The 15,654-nt window shown below is 61.1% G+C and carries 20 protein-coding genes; 6 read left to right on the top strand and 14 right to left on the bottom strand.

Annotation, left to right across the window (positions count from 1 at the left end; genetic code table 11):
• The first annotated feature begins 163 nt into the window (after positions 1–163).
• Positions 164–454, top strand: coding sequence for a 50S ribosomal protein L28 (gene rpmB / locus E0502_RS06530; protein WP_137677096.1), 291 nt, complete (start codon positions 164–166; stop codon positions 452–454).
• 57 nt (positions 455–511) lie between these two features.
• On the opposite strand, the gene E0502_RS06525 is transcribed toward rpmB, so the two are convergent.
• From E0502_RS06525 to xseA, 4 genes are read right to left on the bottom strand one after another with little or no spacing between them, the layout of a single operon-like run.
• The gene (locus E0502_RS06525; RefSeq protein WP_137677095.1) at positions 512–1,507 is read right to left on the bottom strand and encodes an esterase-like activity of phytase family protein; all 996 of its coding nucleotides are present in this window, start codon (positions 1,505–1,507) and stop codon (positions 512–514) included.
• A 10-nt stretch (positions 1,508–1,517) separates the two neighbouring features.
• A complete protein-coding gene (locus tag E0502_RS06520) occupies positions 1,518–2,459 on the bottom strand; it encodes a M23 family metallopeptidase (protein WP_137677094.1) in 942 nt (313 codons plus the stop codon).
• Positions 2,459–2,662: a DUF2093 domain-containing protein gene (locus tag E0502_RS06515; RefSeq protein ID WP_137677093.1), complete on the bottom strand. Its 204-nt coding sequence runs from the start codon at positions 2,660–2,662 to the stop codon at positions 2,459–2,461. The genes E0502_RS06520 and E0502_RS06515 overlap by 1 nt, the downstream gene beginning before the upstream one ends.
• A gap of 36 nt (positions 2,663–2,698) precedes the next feature.
• Entirely contained in the window at positions 2,699–4,174 is a 1,476-nt protein-coding gene (gene xseA / locus E0502_RS06510; RefSeq protein WP_240048890.1) for an exodeoxyribonuclease VII large subunit, read from the bottom strand.
• Between xseA and purD the strand changes: the two genes are divergently transcribed.
• Both purD and E0502_RS06500 read left to right on the top strand, forming a co-directional pair.
• Positions 4,173–5,474 (top strand): phosphoribosylamine--glycine ligase, encoded by a 1,302-nt coding sequence (gene purD / locus E0502_RS06505; RefSeq protein WP_137677091.1) that lies wholly within the window; start codon positions 4,173–4,175, stop codon positions 5,472–5,474. The two genes, xseA and purD, sit on opposite strands and share 2 nt — an antisense overlap.
• A 105-nt stretch (positions 5,475–5,579) precedes the next feature.
• Positions 5,580–5,897, top strand: a complete 318-nt coding sequence (locus E0502_RS06500) for a PilZ domain-containing protein (protein ID WP_137677090.1) — start codon at positions 5,580–5,582, stop codon at positions 5,895–5,897.
• A gap of 4 nt (positions 5,898–5,901) precedes the next feature.
• On the opposite strand, the gene E0502_RS06495 is transcribed toward E0502_RS06500, so the two are convergent.
• Positions 5,902–6,843, bottom strand: a complete 942-nt coding sequence (locus E0502_RS06495) for an adenosine kinase (protein WP_137677566.1) — start codon at positions 6,841–6,843, stop codon at positions 5,902–5,904.
• Between the two features lie 164 nt (positions 6,844–7,007).
• On the opposite strand from E0502_RS06495, the gene E0502_RS06490 reads away from it, so the two are divergent.
• From E0502_RS06490 to E0502_RS06480, 3 genes are all read left to right on the top strand, one after another.
• The gene (locus E0502_RS06490) at positions 7,008–7,727 is read left to right on the top strand and encodes an EI24 domain-containing protein (protein ID WP_240048889.1); all 720 of its coding nucleotides are present in this window, start codon (positions 7,008–7,010) and stop codon (positions 7,725–7,727) included.
• A 184-nt stretch (positions 7,728–7,911) separates the two neighbouring features.
• Complete coding sequence (locus E0502_RS15425; RefSeq protein ID WP_338047311.1) at positions 7,912–8,172, top strand: hypothetical protein; 261 nt, start codon at positions 7,912–7,914, stop codon at positions 8,170–8,172.
• Positions 8,173–8,253: 81 nt separating this feature from the next.
• Positions 8,254–9,195 (top strand): hypothetical protein, encoded by a 942-nt coding sequence (locus E0502_RS06480; protein ID WP_137677088.1) that lies wholly within the window; start codon positions 8,254–8,256, stop codon positions 9,193–9,195.
• Positions 9,196–9,307: 112 nt separating this feature from the next.
• Here E0502_RS06480 and E0502_RS06475 read toward each other — a convergent pair whose 3' ends face one another.
• From E0502_RS06475 to E0502_RS06435, 9 genes are read right to left on the bottom strand one after another with little or no spacing between them, the layout of a single operon-like run.
• Entirely contained in the window at positions 9,308–9,664 is a 357-nt protein-coding gene (locus E0502_RS06475) for a HesB/IscA family protein (RefSeq protein ID WP_137677087.1), read from the bottom strand.
• A complete protein-coding gene (locus tag E0502_RS06470; protein ID WP_137677086.1) occupies positions 9,664–10,173 on the bottom strand; it encodes an SUF system Fe-S cluster assembly protein in 510 nt (169 codons plus the stop codon). The genes E0502_RS06475 and E0502_RS06470 overlap by 1 nt, the downstream gene beginning before the upstream one ends.
• Complete coding sequence (locus tag E0502_RS06465) at positions 10,170–11,387, bottom strand: cysteine desulfurase (protein WP_137677085.1); 1,218 nt, start codon at positions 11,385–11,387, stop codon at positions 10,170–10,172. The genes E0502_RS06470 and E0502_RS06465 overlap by 4 nt, the downstream gene beginning before the upstream one ends.
• Positions 11,384–12,145: a SufD family Fe-S cluster assembly protein gene (locus tag E0502_RS06460; RefSeq protein ID WP_137677084.1), complete on the bottom strand. Its 762-nt coding sequence runs from the start codon at positions 12,143–12,145 to the stop codon at positions 11,384–11,386. Before E0502_RS06460 ends, E0502_RS06465 begins: the two co-directional genes overlap by 4 nt.
• Complete coding sequence (gene sufC / locus E0502_RS06455) at positions 12,138–12,914, bottom strand: Fe-S cluster assembly ATPase SufC (protein ID WP_137677083.1); 777 nt, start codon at positions 12,912–12,914, stop codon at positions 12,138–12,140. Before sufC ends, E0502_RS06460 begins: the two co-directional genes overlap by 8 nt.
• Positions 12,901–13,431 (bottom strand): endonuclease domain-containing protein, encoded by a 531-nt coding sequence (locus E0502_RS06450; RefSeq protein ID WP_137677082.1) that lies wholly within the window; start codon positions 13,429–13,431, stop codon positions 12,901–12,903. The genes sufC and E0502_RS06450 overlap by 14 nt, the downstream gene beginning before the upstream one ends.
• Positions 13,428–13,670: a hypothetical protein gene (locus E0502_RS06445; RefSeq protein ID WP_137677081.1), complete on the bottom strand. Its 243-nt coding sequence runs from the start codon at positions 13,668–13,670 to the stop codon at positions 13,428–13,430. The genes E0502_RS06450 and E0502_RS06445 overlap by 4 nt, the downstream gene beginning before the upstream one ends.
• A complete protein-coding gene (sufB, locus tag E0502_RS06440; RefSeq protein WP_137677080.1) occupies positions 13,667–15,178 on the bottom strand; it encodes a Fe-S cluster assembly protein SufB in 1,512 nt (503 codons plus the stop codon). The genes E0502_RS06445 and sufB overlap by 4 nt, the downstream gene beginning before the upstream one ends.
• Positions 15,175–15,585: an SUF system Fe-S cluster assembly regulator gene (locus E0502_RS06435; protein WP_137677079.1), complete on the bottom strand. Its 411-nt coding sequence runs from the start codon at positions 15,583–15,585 to the stop codon at positions 15,175–15,177. The genes sufB and E0502_RS06435 overlap by 4 nt, the downstream gene beginning before the upstream one ends.
• Between the last annotated feature and the right edge of the window lie 69 nt (positions 15,586–15,654).

Genomic DNA, 15,654 nt, shown 5'->3' with positions numbered 1-15,654 from the left:
CGCCACGGCGCTAGCGGGCCTCGATCGGCGGCGCAATCCGCTTGACGATTCGATAGCCCACCGCTATGCGCGCGCCTTTCCGGGACATCCCGAACAACTGCGGCCATCGAATCGGTGGCCCTCCACTTTGAACGCCAAACTTTTTTAGCGAGCGAGAGATATCATGTCGCGCATTTGCGAACTGACCGGCAAGGGCCGCCTGACAGGCAACAACGTCAGCCATGCCAACAACAAGACCAAGCGCGTCTTCCTGCCGAACCTGCAGCACGTCACCTTGCTGAGCGAGAAGCTGGACCGCGCGTTCAAGTTTCGCGTCAGCACGCACGGCCTGCGGTCGGTCGAGCACAATGGCGGGCTCGACAACTGGCTGCTCAAGACCAAGGACGAAAAGCTTTCGCCGCGCGCGCTCAAGGTGAAGCGTGAGCTGAAGAAGGCTGCAAAAGAAGCCGCATAACTGGCTGAGCCGCCCTTCGGGGCCTCGCCATACTGCGAAAAGAAACAGGCGTGCGGCTTACCCGCGCGCCTTTTCTTTTGCGCCGTCTGATGGCTTGGATGGAAGCCATCGCAGCTTCATGAGCAAAGTGCGCTGGAAGGCAGAATTGTTGTCGTCCGAGATCAGCCATAGCTCGACCGAGCCATCGCTTTGCGGAATCGCTGCCAGCCCTTCGAAGTTGTCGCTTGGCAGAGGCTCTGCGATGGATGCGATGACATCGCCTGACCATTCTTCACCCTCGACGATATCCGCCGGATCGGCGAGCACCAGCTTGACCGGAAATCGCGGCGGAAATCCCCACGCGACTCTTCGCACAAGGATCATCAGTCGCCCGTCCGGCAGCTGCGCCAGATCGGTCGGGCGATAGCCTTCGGGCGAGCGAAAAGCGGTGCGGATCGAAGCGCTTCCTTCGACCGGATCGCCGGCAAACAGATAGGCCGAGTGGATATTGCCCATGAAGGTCCGCGGGCCTTCGGATAGGACGAGGAAGCGCCCGTCGGACAGGCGCTCGAACGCTTCCGGTCCCTGGTTGTTGCCGAACCCGGCGATCGCCTCGGGCGCGGCACGGGTCGGAGCGCTCGATACGCTGCCACGCCGTTCGATCGTGTTGGTGCCCTCGTAGGCCGCCCAGATGCGGCCGCTTTCCGCATCGCGGGTCAGCGCTTCTATGTCGATGAGGTTCTTGAGTGTATCGGCATCGCCCGAAAACCAGCCGAAATGGGTGTCGCCGTCGCTCCCGGGAATGGGGAAGCGTACATAACGACCACGGTCACTTGCCGCGAACAGCTCTCCGCCGGGCAAGGCAAGAAGCGCGGAGTAGCTGCCGAAGTGGCCATTCCGGCTCTCCAGTTCCCATGCGCCGACAATCTCGACATCGCCGGGTAATGCCTGACCGAAGGCAATCGGCGTTACCGCCAGCCCGCTGGTATAATCGGGCGGTGCGGGTTTCGTGCGCAGCCATGTCCCCGGCGCAAGCAGAGCCATGAGCAAGGCGATCAGGAAAAGTCGGCGCATCGACCGCCGGTCAGTTCATCGGACCCGTGAACAGCAACGGGTCGAGCCGCGCGTCGCGCCACTTCAGGCTCCAGTGCAGATGCGGTCCGGTCGCTCGCCCCGACGAGCCGATGTTGCCGATATACTGCCCTTGGTTCACCTTCTCGCCTTCGCGAACGGCGATCCTGGACATATGCAGGAATGCGCTATTCAACCCCTGCCCATGATCAATAATCAGCAGATTGCCCTCGAGCGAGAAGCCGCTTGCCGCGAGGGTTACAATCCCGTCGGCCGGCGCGACGAAGGGCACTCCGTTGCCCGGTGCAATATCGATACCGGAATGGTAACTGCCCGGTTCGCCGCGATAGATCCGCTGCGAGCCAAAGCGCCCGGATATCCTGCCCTTGGCCGGCCAGATGAAATCCTGCGCCCAGCCGCTGCTGTCAGCGTCGACACCGCGCGCGGCGTTGATCCGCTTCAATTCAGGTTCACGGATTTTCCAGAACGCATCGGTAATCCCGCCGCTGCGGCGCGCCACATTGACCCGTTCGATATTCCATTCGCGAGGCGCAATCGCCACCGGACTCTCGACAGTCCGTCCATCGCGCAGCTGGGCAGTCAACACTGCCTGCGAACCGAGGTCGCGGTCAAACGCAGCAAAAAAGCGCCCCTCATCGTCCAGAACCAGATTCTGTCCGTCGAGATCGGCGGTGACCGTGCCTTCAGGCGCCCGACCGCGCAACCATCCGCCCTGCGTCAGCTCGCCCTCGTATACAAAGGTCGCAGGCCCGACCGGTGACGATCTGGAAACGGGCGCGGCGGTGGGAGTGGTATTGGCAACGAGAATCGCGGTCGCTACCGGCTGCACCACTTCGGCGCTTTGTGCCGGTGTCTGCTCCGCCACTGGTACAACCGCGCTGCAGGCTGCGAGAGTTATCGCCGCAGCCAGAACGGCGGCCTTGCGCAGACCCATCAATTGCCGTCTGCGAGGCGCTGGGTCGCGGCCTCTGCGCTGGCGTATGGCTCTTGGTGATCCACGCTCCAATAGCGCAGCTCTTCCAGCGGAATCGCATCGCCGGTGACCGCGCAATAGACGTGTTGCCCTGGCCGCATCACACGGAACCCGTTCGGCCCGTAAGCCAATTTCGCTTCATTATTACCGGATGACATCAACATGGGCGCGCCCTTAGCATTGCGTGGCTCGCCAGACAATCAGCTGAACAGGTCGTCCTGCGTGGGCTTGCCCGGACTTGCAATTTTCGGCTTACGCGGTCGCGGTTTAGCGGTTGCTGAATGACTTTCTGAGCCGATTGGAACAACGCCAAGCACACCATCGGCGAATTCGATATCGAGGCGTGATTGCTGCGCGGCAACCTCGCGGCTGCGGAGCAATTCGCCCCTTTCTGCCTTCACCAGCACGAACCCCCGTTTGAGCGGGGCCTTGGGGTTGAGGGACAGGTAGAGCCTTTCCAGCGCGGCAAAGCGTTCGCCATCGCGCTCGATCCGCAGACCGGCCAGCGCCGGAGTCAGCCTCATCTCGCTGTAACGGCGCTGTGCATCGCGCAATCCGCGCTCGAGCATGGTGGGGGACAAACGCAGTCTCGCCAGCCGCTCACGCCCATGCGCCGCCCGATCACGCAGCCCGCGGCGCAAGCGATCGGACAAATCATCGAGCTTCTGGGCTTGCGGCTGAAGCAAGGCTTCCATCGTCGGCAAACGCTGTGCCCGCGCCTCCAGCCGTTCGCGCCCCAAAGTTACCGGACGCAGAATGGCGCGCTTCTGCCGGGCCGAGAAATCCTCCAGCGTCGCGGCCAGTTCGGCCCGCACCGGTACGGCGATCTCTGCTGCGGCGGTCGGTGTCGGCGCGCGGCGATCAGCCGCGAAATCGGCCAGCGTTGTGTCGGTCTCGTGACCGATGGCGCTGATGACCGGTATCGGGCTCTCAGCGATGGCGCGGACCACGATTTCCTCGTTGAAGCCCCACAGGTCCTCGATCGATCCGCCCCCGCGCGCGACGATCAAGAGGTCGGGGCGAGTGACCTGATCGCTTTCCCGCAATGCCCCAAAACCCCGGATTGCCTGGGCAACCTGCTCTGCCGAGCCCTGACCCTGCACCAGCACCGGCCACACGATCACATGGCTCGGAAACCGGTCTGCGAGGCGGTGAAGAATATCGCGAATCACCGAGCCGGTGGGCGATGTGACCACGCCGATGGTACGCGGAAGAAACGGAAGCGAGCGCTTGCGCTGCTCGTCGAACAGGCCCTCTGCCGCCAGTCGCACGCGTGTCTTTTCGAGCAGCGCAAGCAGGGCACCTTCGCCCGCCACTTCCATCCGGTCGATCACGATCTGGTATTTCGAACGGCCCGGATAGGTTGTCAGCTTGCCGCTTGCCACCACTTCCAGCCCATCTTCCGGATTGAACGACAGCCGCCCGGCGTTCCCGCGCCACATCACGCCGTCGATCACCGCTTGTTCGTCTTTCAGCGCGCAATACATATGGCCGGAAGCCGCACGCTTCACGCCTGACAACTCGCCGCGCAGGCGGACATGGCCGAAGCGGTCCTCGACCGTGCGCTTGAGCAGGTTGGATATTTCGGTGATCGACAGGGGTGCGGCGTTGTCGCCTGCCGTCTCGCGCGCTACCAGCCCGCCAGAATTGTCGTCATCGGAATAGGGGTTGGGCATGAACATCCTTCTGCTTGGATCGGGCGGGCGCGAACATGCGCTGGCGTGGAAGCTGGCGCAATCCCGCCTGCTTTCCGGAGCCGAGGATAAGTTCTTCGCTGCCCCGGGCAACCCGGGAATTGCAGAACACGCCGAATGTGTTGCGCTCGACGCGGGCGATCACGCGGCAGTGGCGGCGTTCTGTGACGTAAACCGCATCGGGCTGGTTGTCATCGGTCCCGAGGCCCCGCTGGTCGACGGGTTGGGCGATACGTTGCGCGGTGAAGGCATATCAGTGTTCGGTCCATCGAAAGCGGCAGCGCAGCTAGAAGGCAGCAAAGGCTTTACCAAGGATCTGTGCGAACGCGCAGGTATACCGACCGCAGGCTATGTCCGCACGTCTTCTCTCGCTGAGGCGACCAATGCGCTGGACAAATTCGGTGCCCCTTATGTGCTTAAGGCCGATGGGCTGGCAGCGGGCAAGGGCGTGGTCATCGCGCCAACGCGGGCCAAAGCTGCCGAAGCGCTTACTGGAATGTTCAGCGGCGTGTTCGGCGGAGCGGGCACGGAAGTGGTGATCGAAGAATTCATGGAAGGCGAGGAGGCAAGCTTCTTCGCGCTGACCGACGGGGCAACAATCCTGTCGTTCGGCGGTGCGCAGGATCACAAGCGTGTGGGAGACGGCGATACCGGCCCCAACACTGGAGGAATGGGCGCCTACAGCCCTGCTCCCGTGCTGACACCGATGCTGCGCGGCGAAGTGCTTGAAAAGATCATTGTGCCGACCGTGAAGACGCTGGCCGATGAAGGCATGCCTTATTCAGGAGTATTGTTTGCCGGGCTTATGCTGACTGAAGAAGGCCCCAAGCTGATCGAATACAATTGCCGGTTTGGCGATCCGGAATGCCAGGTTCTGATGATGCGGCTGGAGGACGATCTGGGCGAGCTGATGCTTGCATGTGCCGACAGCAAGCTTTCGTCGTGCCCGCCGGTCAAACTGCGCAACGAGACTGCGCTGACTGTGGTGATGGCGGCGAACGGCTATCCCGGCACGCCCGAAAAGGGCGGAGCGATCGAGTTCGGCGAAGCAGAGGAGGACGGCGCAAAAGTCTTCCACGCCGGGACCTCTCGCGGCCAAGACGGCACGCTACGCGCGAGCGGCGGCCGGGTACTCAATGTTACTGCGCTTGGTGCCAATGCGACCGAAGCGCAGGCCAAAGCCTACGCCGCTGTCGATGCGATTGATTTCCCGAGCGGTTTCTGCCGCAAAGATATCGGCTGGCGTGAGGTGGAGCGGGAAACCGGGCGGGCAAAGCAGTAACCCGGCAGACGTCAGGCCAATTGCGCAAATGGCCCTACACAATTGGTGAATTTGTTAACCTTCCTGCTTTACCAAGATGGTCATCACAGGACGGACCAGAAGACAATGACCGACCGCCAATCATCCCGGCACGACGTGCGCATTCTCGGCCGTTATCGCTCCGGCGCGGGCATCAAGCGCGATGTCACCATGCTTGATGTGTCCGAAACAGGCTGCCGGTTTTACGACCGGCGCTGCGTGCTTCGGCCGGATATGTCGATCACCATCAGGATTGAAACGCTCGGCCCGTTCGACGCGCAAGTGCGCTGGGTGCGCGACGATCTTGTTGGCGTTCAGTTCGCCAATCCCGTTTACGGCCCCGTGTTCGAATTCATCCGCGATTCGCTCGACAATATAAACTGGAAGCCGCCCAAGGCAGCCTGAGATCTTAGCCGAGCTTTTCTACCATTAAAGCCTTCAAGTCTGCTTCAGGGCGTGCGCCGTAGTGCGAAATGATCTCTGCCGCAGCGATTGCGCCACGATGCAGACAGCGGCCGAGCGGCTCTTCGCGAACGTGGCCATAGAGGAATCCCGAAGCGAACAGGTCCCCTGCTCCGGTTGTGTCGATGACTTTATCGATCGGTTCAGCCGCCACTTCTGCGCGCTCCCCACCTTGCAGTGCGACAGCACCGTCCGGCCCTTTGGTGACCACCAATGTGGGTACCTTGTCTTTGATTGAAGCAATTCCCGCTTCGAAGTCGTCTTCACCCGTTAGCGCGGCCAGTTCCGTGTGATTGGCAAACAGGATATCGATCAGCCCGTCCGCAATCAGCGCGCGGAAATCATCACCATGGCGATCGATCACAAAGACTTCGCTGAGCGTAAACGCGACTTTTCGGCCGGCGGAGCGAGCGGCTTCGATCGCCCGACGCATCGCAGCGCGCGGTTCTTCAGGATCCCACAGGTATCCCTCAAGATAAAGAATCTTGGCTGCAGCAACCGCATTGGCGTCGAGAGTCTCAGGCGGCAAAAACTGGCTCGCACCGAGGAATGTGTTCATCGTGCGCTGTGCATCGGGAGTCACGAAAATCAGGCAACGTGCGGTCGCAGGCTGACCGGCCCGCACCGGAGTGTCGAAATCAATGCCGACAGCGCGAATATCATGTGCGAAAACCTCGCCCAATTGATCGTCCGCAACCTGGCCGATGAAAGCGCACTGCGCGCCCATCGCCGACAGGCCGGCCAGCGTATTGGCCGCCGAACCACCTGAAATCTCGCGCGCGGGGCCCATCGCACCGTAGAGCCGCTTTGCGCCCTCCTCGTCGACCAGCGTCATCCCGCCCTTGTTAAGCGACAGTTCTTTGATCAAATCGTCGGAGCAGGGAGCCATCACGTCGACAATGGCATTTCCGATGGCGATCACGTCGTAGCGCGGGTCTTGGGGGGCTTCGGTCACTTTGATTCCTTGGGTTCAGGCAAAACGTGCGGCGCGCCTAGCCGCTTCCTCGGCTCAGGCCAAGGCTTTGCGATTGACAGTTGGGCACAGCCGGATTCATGGACTCTTTCATGCTTTCGCTCCCTGCCGCCCTGGGCCGCTCTGTCGGTCAACTGACCGACCCGGCCATTCTGAAAGTGCTGGCAAAGAGCATCGCCATCACATTGGTTTTGCTGCTCGCCATCGGCTTTGCCGCCGGCGCAGCTACTGATGCGCTCCTTTCATCCAGCCAGTTCGAATATGGCAGCGAGATTGGCGCGCTTGTCGCGGTCTTGCTGACAGTGGTCGGCGGCTGGCTGCTGTTCCGGATAATTGCGCTGGCCGTTGTCCAGTTCTTTGCCGACGAGATCGTTCAGGCGGTTGAGCGCAAGCACTATCCCGAAGCGCGATCGAGTGCCCGGTCGCTCGACTGGCGTGAGGAACTGGCGAACAGCGCAAAGTCCACCGGGCGCACGATTCTCGTCAATCTGGGGGCGCTGATCGTTGCGATACCTCTGTTGCTGACTGCGATCGGACCAGCGATACTGTTTTTCGTGGTCAATGCCTGGCTACTTGGCCGGGAATTGCTGGATCTCGCCTGGATCCGCCACCGTCACAGCGTCGATGCCAGACCGCCAATCGGCGCGCTCGAACGTCTGCTGCTGGGCGCAACGATTGCCGGACTACTCCTGGTACCCTTCGTCAACCTGCTTGCCCCGGTCATCGGGGCCGCCGCCGCCTGCCATCTGGTCCACCGCAAGAAAGGAACGGCAATGGCCGCAAATCCCGATGCTGCGTAGCCGCCTGATCACGCTATTCGCTTTGCCGCTGTTGGCCGCATGTGCCTCCACTGCCAAGCCGCCAGTCGCGCGGGAGCCGGCGCCTTCGACGCAGCAGGCCCCACCTGTGCGCATTGCGCCGCCCCCGCAAACCAGTCCGCAGGTGCGACCAGGTACGACGCCCGGCTTTCGCGCACCTCGAATTATGAATTTGCGCGGCGTTGACGGACTGATTGGAGCGACAGCCCCGCGCATAGTGCAGCAATTCGGCCCGCCACGGCTGGATGTCTACGAAGGCGATGTACGCAAATTGCAGTTCACTGGCGAGGCCTGCGTGCTCGACATCTATCTGTACCCGACAAGCCCCGGTGCGGAGCCGACTGCGACCTATGTCGATGCGCGACGGGCCTCTGACGGGCTCGATGTTGACCGAGTGGCCTGCATTCGCGCCCTGCTCGGTCAGTAGCTCCGCAAAAACCGGGGAAGTAACCCGGGCTTAAGGCTCCTCTGGCATAATCCCGCGCATGACACAGGGGATTATAAAGAGATGAGCATCCATTTTGCCGATCTGGCACGGTCCGTTGCAGCCGATGGCCAGGTTGCACCCGAAGAATTGCTGGCATTGCGGCGCCTGGGCTGGGGTGACGGGCAGATCACCCGTGAAGAAGCGGAATCCATCTTCGCGATAAACCGCGCCCTGAGCGAAACCAGTGGCGAATGGGTCGATTTCTTTGTTGAAGCGCTCGGCGAGTTTGTTCTCAACGGAACCGAACCGCGCGGCATGTGCGATGAAGATGAAGCGCAATGGCTAATCGGCGCGCTCGATGCCGATGGCCGGCTTGAAACCATGGCCGAGCTCGAACTGCTGGTGCGCGTGATCGAGAAGGCACGAAACGTGCCCGATAGCCTCAAGCATTACGCGCTCAAGCAGATCGAGAATGCTGTTCTGACCGGCACCGGGCCGACTCGTTGCGGCGGCGAGCTTGCAGACAGTCATATCACCGGAGCGGAATGCCGTCTGGTCCGCAGGATCGCGTTCGCCAGCGGTGGACATGGCCCGGCGGCGGTATCGCGGTTCGACGCAGAAATGCTGTTCCGCCTGAAGGACGCGACGCTGGGTGCAAACAATTCCGGCGAATGGAAGCCACTGTTCGTCGACGGAGTGGCCAATTATCTCAAGGGATTCACGCTGCCCAATGCGCAGCTCAGCCATGACCGGGTGAAGGAGCTCGAAGCCTTCATTTCCGACGAGAAGCATGGCATCGGCCGCTTCATGGGGCGGATGTTCAACGAAGCGCCGCAAGTGCGGAACCACTTCGGCAAGGTGTTCGGCCAGCGCGATGCCAGCTGGGGAGTTACCGAGCGAGAAGCGGAAGGCAATCTGGTGACAGAGAACGAGGACGCGTGGCTCGACAAGATGATCAAGGCCGACGGTGAAGTAGACGCGCTGGAACGCGCGCTGATCGAGCGGATCAAGTCGGAAAGCTGATCCTGAACTGCGTCAGGCTGAAGCAGAAAGCGTGCTGGTCAGGAACGAAACTTGGCGCCCACGATGCGTAGTGCACGCATGACTGCCATTGGCTGCCGAAACCAGCACAAGTTCAAACCATAAAGCTTTCGCCGCAGCCACATGCGCCCTTGGCGTTGGGGTTCTCGAACACGAATCCGGCGGTAAAATCGTCTTCACGCCAATCCATCGTGCTGCCGACGAGATAAAGCACGCTCGCTCCGTCGATGTAGAACGTCCCTCCCGGCGTCTCGATCTTCTCGTCGAATTTCACCTCTTCGGTGACATAATCGACTGAATAGGCAAGCCCCGAGCATCCGCGCCGCGGAGTCGAGAGTTTGACTCCGATCGCATCCTCGGGTGCTTTGCCCATCAGATCGGCGATGCGTGCTTCAGCACCGGGCGTCAGCTTGACCGCTGCGGGAATTTCGCGGGTTTTCAATTCGGCCATCACAGCATCCCCAATTCCAGGCGCGCTTCGTCGCTCATTTTTGCCGGATCCCACGGAGGGTCCCAGACGAGATTGACCTCGGCATCGCGCACTCCGGGTACACTTGCCGCACGCAGTTCAACTTCGGCCGGCATGCTTTCGGCAACCGGGCAATGCGGCGTGGTCAGGGTCATGATCACGGTCACATCGCTCTCGTCATCGACTTCGACGCCGTAAATCAGCCCAAGGTCATAGATATTGACCGGAATTTCCGGATCATAAATTTCCTTCAGCGCCGCGACCACGGCTTCCTGCAGCTCGCCGCCAGCGCCGGATGCCTCGCTGCTCTCCGGCCGCTTTTGCAAGAATCCTTCAAGATAGTCGCGCTTGCGCTCGAGTTTCGCCGACGGTGTTTCGTCTTCAACAACATCGGAGACGCGTGCGCGCGGTGGCTTCTCAGCCGCTGTCACGACATCTTCGTTCGGCGCTGGGGCGGCGATAAAGTCCTTCTCGTCACTCGCCTTGTTCATCCGAAAATCCTCTTGGTTCGATCAATACCGCGCAACAAAGCGTCGATATCGCTTTCATCACTATACAGCCCGAAGCTCGCCCGCGCTGTGGCAGGGACACCGAGATGGTCCATCAGCGGCTGCGCGCAGTGGTGCCCGGCACGTATCGCGACGTTCTCTTCGTCCAATATGGTGCCGAGATCGTGCGGGTGAACCCCTTCCATCTCGAAAGAGACGATACCCGCGCTCTTGTCAGGTCCGAACAGGCGGATGGAATTCAGCTGGCGCAGTTCGTCACGCAACCTTGTCGCGAGGCCGCTTTCATGCGCGAACAGCGTCTCTGGACCGATCGCATCGACATAGTCGATCGCCGCATGCAGCGCGATGGCTTCGGTGATCATCGGCGTGCCCGCTTCGAACCGCTGCGGCGGCGGGGCGTAGGTTGTTTGCTCGAAAGTGACTTTGTCGATCATCGCGCCGCCGCCCTGGTAAGGGGGCATTGCTTCTAGCAATTCCTCACGTGCCCACAGCACGCCGATCCCGGTCGGACCGTAGAGCTTGTGTGCGCTGAACACGTAGAAATCGCAGTCGAGCTCCTGCATTGCCAGCCGCATCCGGGGCGCGGCCTGGCACCCGTCGAGGAGCAGCTTCGCGCCAACGCCGTGTGCCGCTTTGGCCGCTCGCTTCGCGCCCAGGATCGATCCGAGAACGTTCGAGACATGCGCCAGTGCGACCAGCTTGTGCTGGTCAGTCAAATTCGCCTCGAGCCAGTCGAGATCGATCAGACCGTCTTCAGTCAGCGGACACACGTCGATTTTGGCACCCGTGCGCTCGGCGACCATCTGCCACGGCACGATGTTTGAATGGTGTTCGAGCATCGACAGCATGATGCGGTCGCCGGACTTGAGGTTCGCCCCGCCCCAGCTTTCCGCGACCAGGTTGATCCCTTCGGTCGCGCCGCGCACGAAGACGATCTCGCCATCGGATTTCGCGCCGATAAAGTCGGCTGTCCGGCGCCGCGCCGCTTCATAGGCGCGGGTCATGTCCGCCGATCGCGCATAAACGCCCCGGTGGACCGTCGCATAATCGCGCCCGAGCGCATTGCTCATTGCATCGATTACCACCTGCGGCTTCTGCGCGGTGGCGGCGGTGTCGAGATAGTGCCAAGCCTTGCCGTCCGGCGTCACCAGGCCCGGAAAGTCTCCCTTGCGGTCGAGGGTCGCGGTTTCGCTCACAGGTGCCGATCCAGCTTGTCGAGAGCAACCTGCATCAGGCGCTCGCGCTCGCTTTCGTCGTCCATCGCAACCAGCGCATCGCCGATGAAAGCCTGCACCAGCAGCCGGCGCGACTGTTCCGGCGACAGGCCGCGACTGGCCATGTAATAGCGTGCCGATTCGTCCAGTTGACCGACGGTCGCACCATGGGCGCACTTCACGTCGTCGGCGAAAATTTCCAGTTGGGGGACGCAGTTCACGCTCGCGCCCTTGTCGAGCAGCAGCCCCTTGAAGCTTTGTGCCGCATCGGTTTTCTGCGCATCGCGAACAACGTCGATCCGGCCAAGGAAATTGCCCGTGCCCTGACCCCAATGGACGCTGCGAATGGTCTGGTTGCTCGTCGCCTCAGGCTCCGCATGGACCGCATGGGTCACAAATTCGCGAACGGTGTCGCGCCCGCCGACGGTGATGCCGCCAAATTCGAAATGCGCGCCTCGGCCCAAGCGCACATCGATCTGCACGCGCGCGAAATCGCTGGCCGCCAGCACCGCGAACAGATCGCACCGGGCCCCCGGCTGCAAATCGATCTCGTAACGCACAATTGCGTCCGTGCCGCTGGCGACTCTGATGTCGTCGATCACGATGCAATCGCGGTATTTCTCATCCGCCTCGACACGGATCGTATGGTGATGATCGAGATCGGCAGGCGTCAGCTTGCCGACCGCGGAATAGCGCCAGTCTTCGTCCTTGCGTGTGGGGAGAACGGCTGTCTCAGACATTTTCAGTCTCAGATGCCATCACCGCGTCATAGCCCTCGTTCTCAAGCCGGACTGCGAGATCCGGGCCGCCGGTCTGAACGATCCGGCCGGCCGACAGGATCGAGACCTTGTCCGGCCGCACCACGTCAAGCAGGCGCTGATAGTGCGTGATCAGCAGCACGCCCTTCGCTGGATTGCGCATGATCGCGTTGATCCCGTCACCCACTACGCGCAACGCGTCGATGTCGAGGCCGGAGTCGGTCTCGTCCAGCACGGCAAATTGTGGATCGAGAATGCCCATCTGAACCATCTCGGCGCGCTTCTTTTCGCCGCCCGAGAAGCCGACGTTCACGTGCCGCTTGAGCATGTCCATATCGAGCTTGAGCAGGCCCGCTTTCTCCTTGGCCAGCTTGAGGAAATCACCACCTGAAAGCGGCTCCTCGCCGCGCGCCTTGCGCTGCGCATTAAGCGCCTCACGCAGGAACTGGACGTTCGATACGCCCGGAATCTCCACGGGATACTGGAACCCGAGAAACAGCCCGGCAGCAGCGCGCTCGTGGGTTTCCAGTTCGAGCAGGTCGACCATCTGACCATCGGGGCCCAGAAACTCGACCGAGCCCCCGGTCACTTCGTATCCGGGCCGCCCGCCCAGCACATAGGCAAGCGTCGATTTGCCCGCTCCGTTGGGGCCCATGATCGCATGAATCTCGCCCGCGTTCACGGTGAGCGTCAATCCGTTGAGGATTTGCTTGCCGTCTATTTCGGCGTGAAGGTCTTCAATCTTGAGCATCGTAGTTCCTATCGCGGCTGCGCGTATTGTCGCGCGGCCGGCTGTTGCGGTGGTGTTCGCGGCGGGCATCCTGCTTGTCAGCGATGCGCATGCGCATGCCGGCGGTGATGCGGGCGAGGACTTCGTCCATATTTTCCAGAATGTCCGCCGCCTTGATCCGCATGACGCGTATGCCGACAGCTTCAAGACTCTTGTCACGGCGCTTTGCGAGAGCTTCTTCCTCGCCTTCCTCGTCGATGTCGATCGCCATGCCGAGCGTGTGGCAGCCGAAATCGACGATGGCGCTGCCGATCACCATATGGCGGATAAACTTGTGCCGACCGAGATCGGCCTTGGAAAACCGCTCGGCCAGCGCTTTGTGGGCGGGCGTCGAATGACGGCGCAAGTCGCGAGCCTGCTCATGCAGCGCATCGAGCCGCTTGTCGGAGATTTCCCACCCGCGACCTTTCTTTTTAATCGTCGGAGAATCCGCAGTTTCCGACGGATCGGGGAGCTTGAGGGTTTTTCGTTCGGTCATGACAATTCCCCAGACCCTGATTCAGCCTGAAACTTGCGGTATTCAGCGCCTTCGTGCCGATCGCCGAATTTCTCCAGAAACTCAGCCTCTGTCATTTTCTCATTGACCTGGGTCGAGCCATGATGGCCGGTGACGCCTTCACGATGGATCATCACGTCATCGCCGCTGACGAAAACGGTCCACACGTCATAATCATCCATGCTGCCCCAATCGAGGAATATGCCCGTCCTAATCGTCACCCCACGCTCCCTTCGAGCGAGATCGCCAGCAGCTTCTGCGCTTCGACGGCGAATTCCATCGGCAGCTCTTTCAGAACCTCTTTCGCGAAACCATTGACAATCAGCGCAACCGCCTCTTCTTCGCCCAACCCGCGCTGCATCGCGTAGAACAGCTGATCGTCGCTGATCTTGCTGGTCGTCGCCTCGTGCTCGATCTGCGCGGTTGGATTTTTGACCTCGATATAAGGCACAGTGTGCGCGCCGCACTCGCTGCCCAGCAGCAGGCTGTCGCACTGAGTAAAGTTGCGGACATTGTCGGCATTCGGCCCGACGCGGACGAGACCGCGATAGGTGTTGCTCGATTTGCCCGCCGAGATGCCCTTGGAGATGATTGTCGAACGAGAGCCTTTTCCGTTGTGAATCATCTTTGTGCCGGTATCGGCCTGCTGGAAATTATTGGTCACCGCAACCGAGTAGAATTCGCCCACGCTGTCTTCGCCATTGAGCACGCAGCTGGGGTATTTCCATGTCACCGCGCTGCCGGTTTCGACCTGGGTCCATGAAATCTTGCTGCGCGCGCCCTGGCACAGCCCGCGCTTGGTGACGAAATTGTAGATCCCGCCCACGCCCTCGGCATTGCCGGGATACCAGTTCTGCACGGTCGAATATTTGATCTCCGCATCTTCCATTGCGACCAATTCAACCACGGCGGCATGGAGCTGGTTCTCGTCACGCATCGGTGCGGTGCAGCCTTCGAGATAGCTGACGTAAGCGCCCTTCTCGGCGATGATCAGTGTGCGTTCGAACTGGCCGGTGTTCTCGGCATTGATACGGAAATAGGTGCTGAGCTCCATTGGACAGCGCACGCCCTCCGGAATGTAGACGAAAGTGCCGTCGGAAAAGACTGCGCAATTCAGCGTGGCGAAGTAATTGTCATGCTGCGGCACAACCTTGCCGAGCCACTTCTTCACCAGCTCGGGATATTCGCGGATCGCTTCACTGATCGAACGGAAGATGACGCCAGCCGCCTCCAGTTCCTTGCGGAATGTGGTGGCGACCGAAACGCTGTCGAACACGGCGTCCACCGCAACCTTGCGCGCACCCTTGACCCCGGCAAGCACCTCTTGCTCAGCGATGGGAATCCCCAGCTTCTCGTAAACGCGCAGGATTTCCGGATCGACTTCGTCGAGCGAATCGAGCTCCGGCTTCTTCGTCGGTTCGGCGTAGTAATATGCGTCCTGATAATCGATTTTCGGGTAGCCGACCTTGGCCCAATCCGGCTCTTCCATCGTCTGCCACAGGCGGAACGCCTTGAGCCGCCATTCGAGCATCCATTCCGGCTCGTTTTTCTTGCCTGAAATGAAGCGGACAGTGTCTTCGTTCAACCCTTTCGGCGCAAAGGTCTGCTCGATGTCGGACGCCCAGCCATGTTCGTATTCGGCAGCCTTGGCAGCCGCTTCCTTGGCTTCGCGATCCATTTCAGGGGCATCCTGATCTGGATTGGGCCGCAGGTCGATGTTGTCACTCATGCTATTTCTCTTTGTCCCGCAAGCTGCGTCAGCGGGATGTCCGCCAGCGCCTTGCGCAGGGTTTCGTTGACCAGCGGCCAATGCGGTTTGACGCTGCAATTGTGATCGACCGCGCAATCGTGCCCGTCGATACAGGCGGTGAGAGCAATCGGCCCTTCGACCGCCTCGACAATGTCGGCAAGGCTGATTGCCGCGGCAGGGCGGGCCAGTTGCAGGCCACCGCCTGCGCCGCGGGTCGAACGCAAGAGGCCCGCCGCAGTCAGCTTGCTGACGACTTTTTGCACAGTGGGTGCGGGCAAACCGGTTTCGCTCGCCAGTTCGGACGCACTCACCCTGCCACCGCCGCAATGGCGGGACGCAGCGCTCATCGTGACGACAGCGTAATCAGCTAGGTTTGACAGGCGCACAAGCGTCTCAATTGTTAATCGGACTAATTCGTTCCGATTTCACCTATGCATGACTTGTGGCTCTTTCAA

Origin of the sequence: Parerythrobacter lutipelagi (assembly GCF_005434975.1) — a bacterium.
In the GTDB taxonomy this organism is placed as follows: domain Bacteria; phylum Pseudomonadota; class Alphaproteobacteria; order Sphingomonadales; family Sphingomonadaceae; genus Parerythrobacter_A; species Parerythrobacter_A lutipelagi.
Note: the sequence above shows the minus strand (reverse complement) of the source record. Positions and strands in the feature narration are given on the sequence as shown.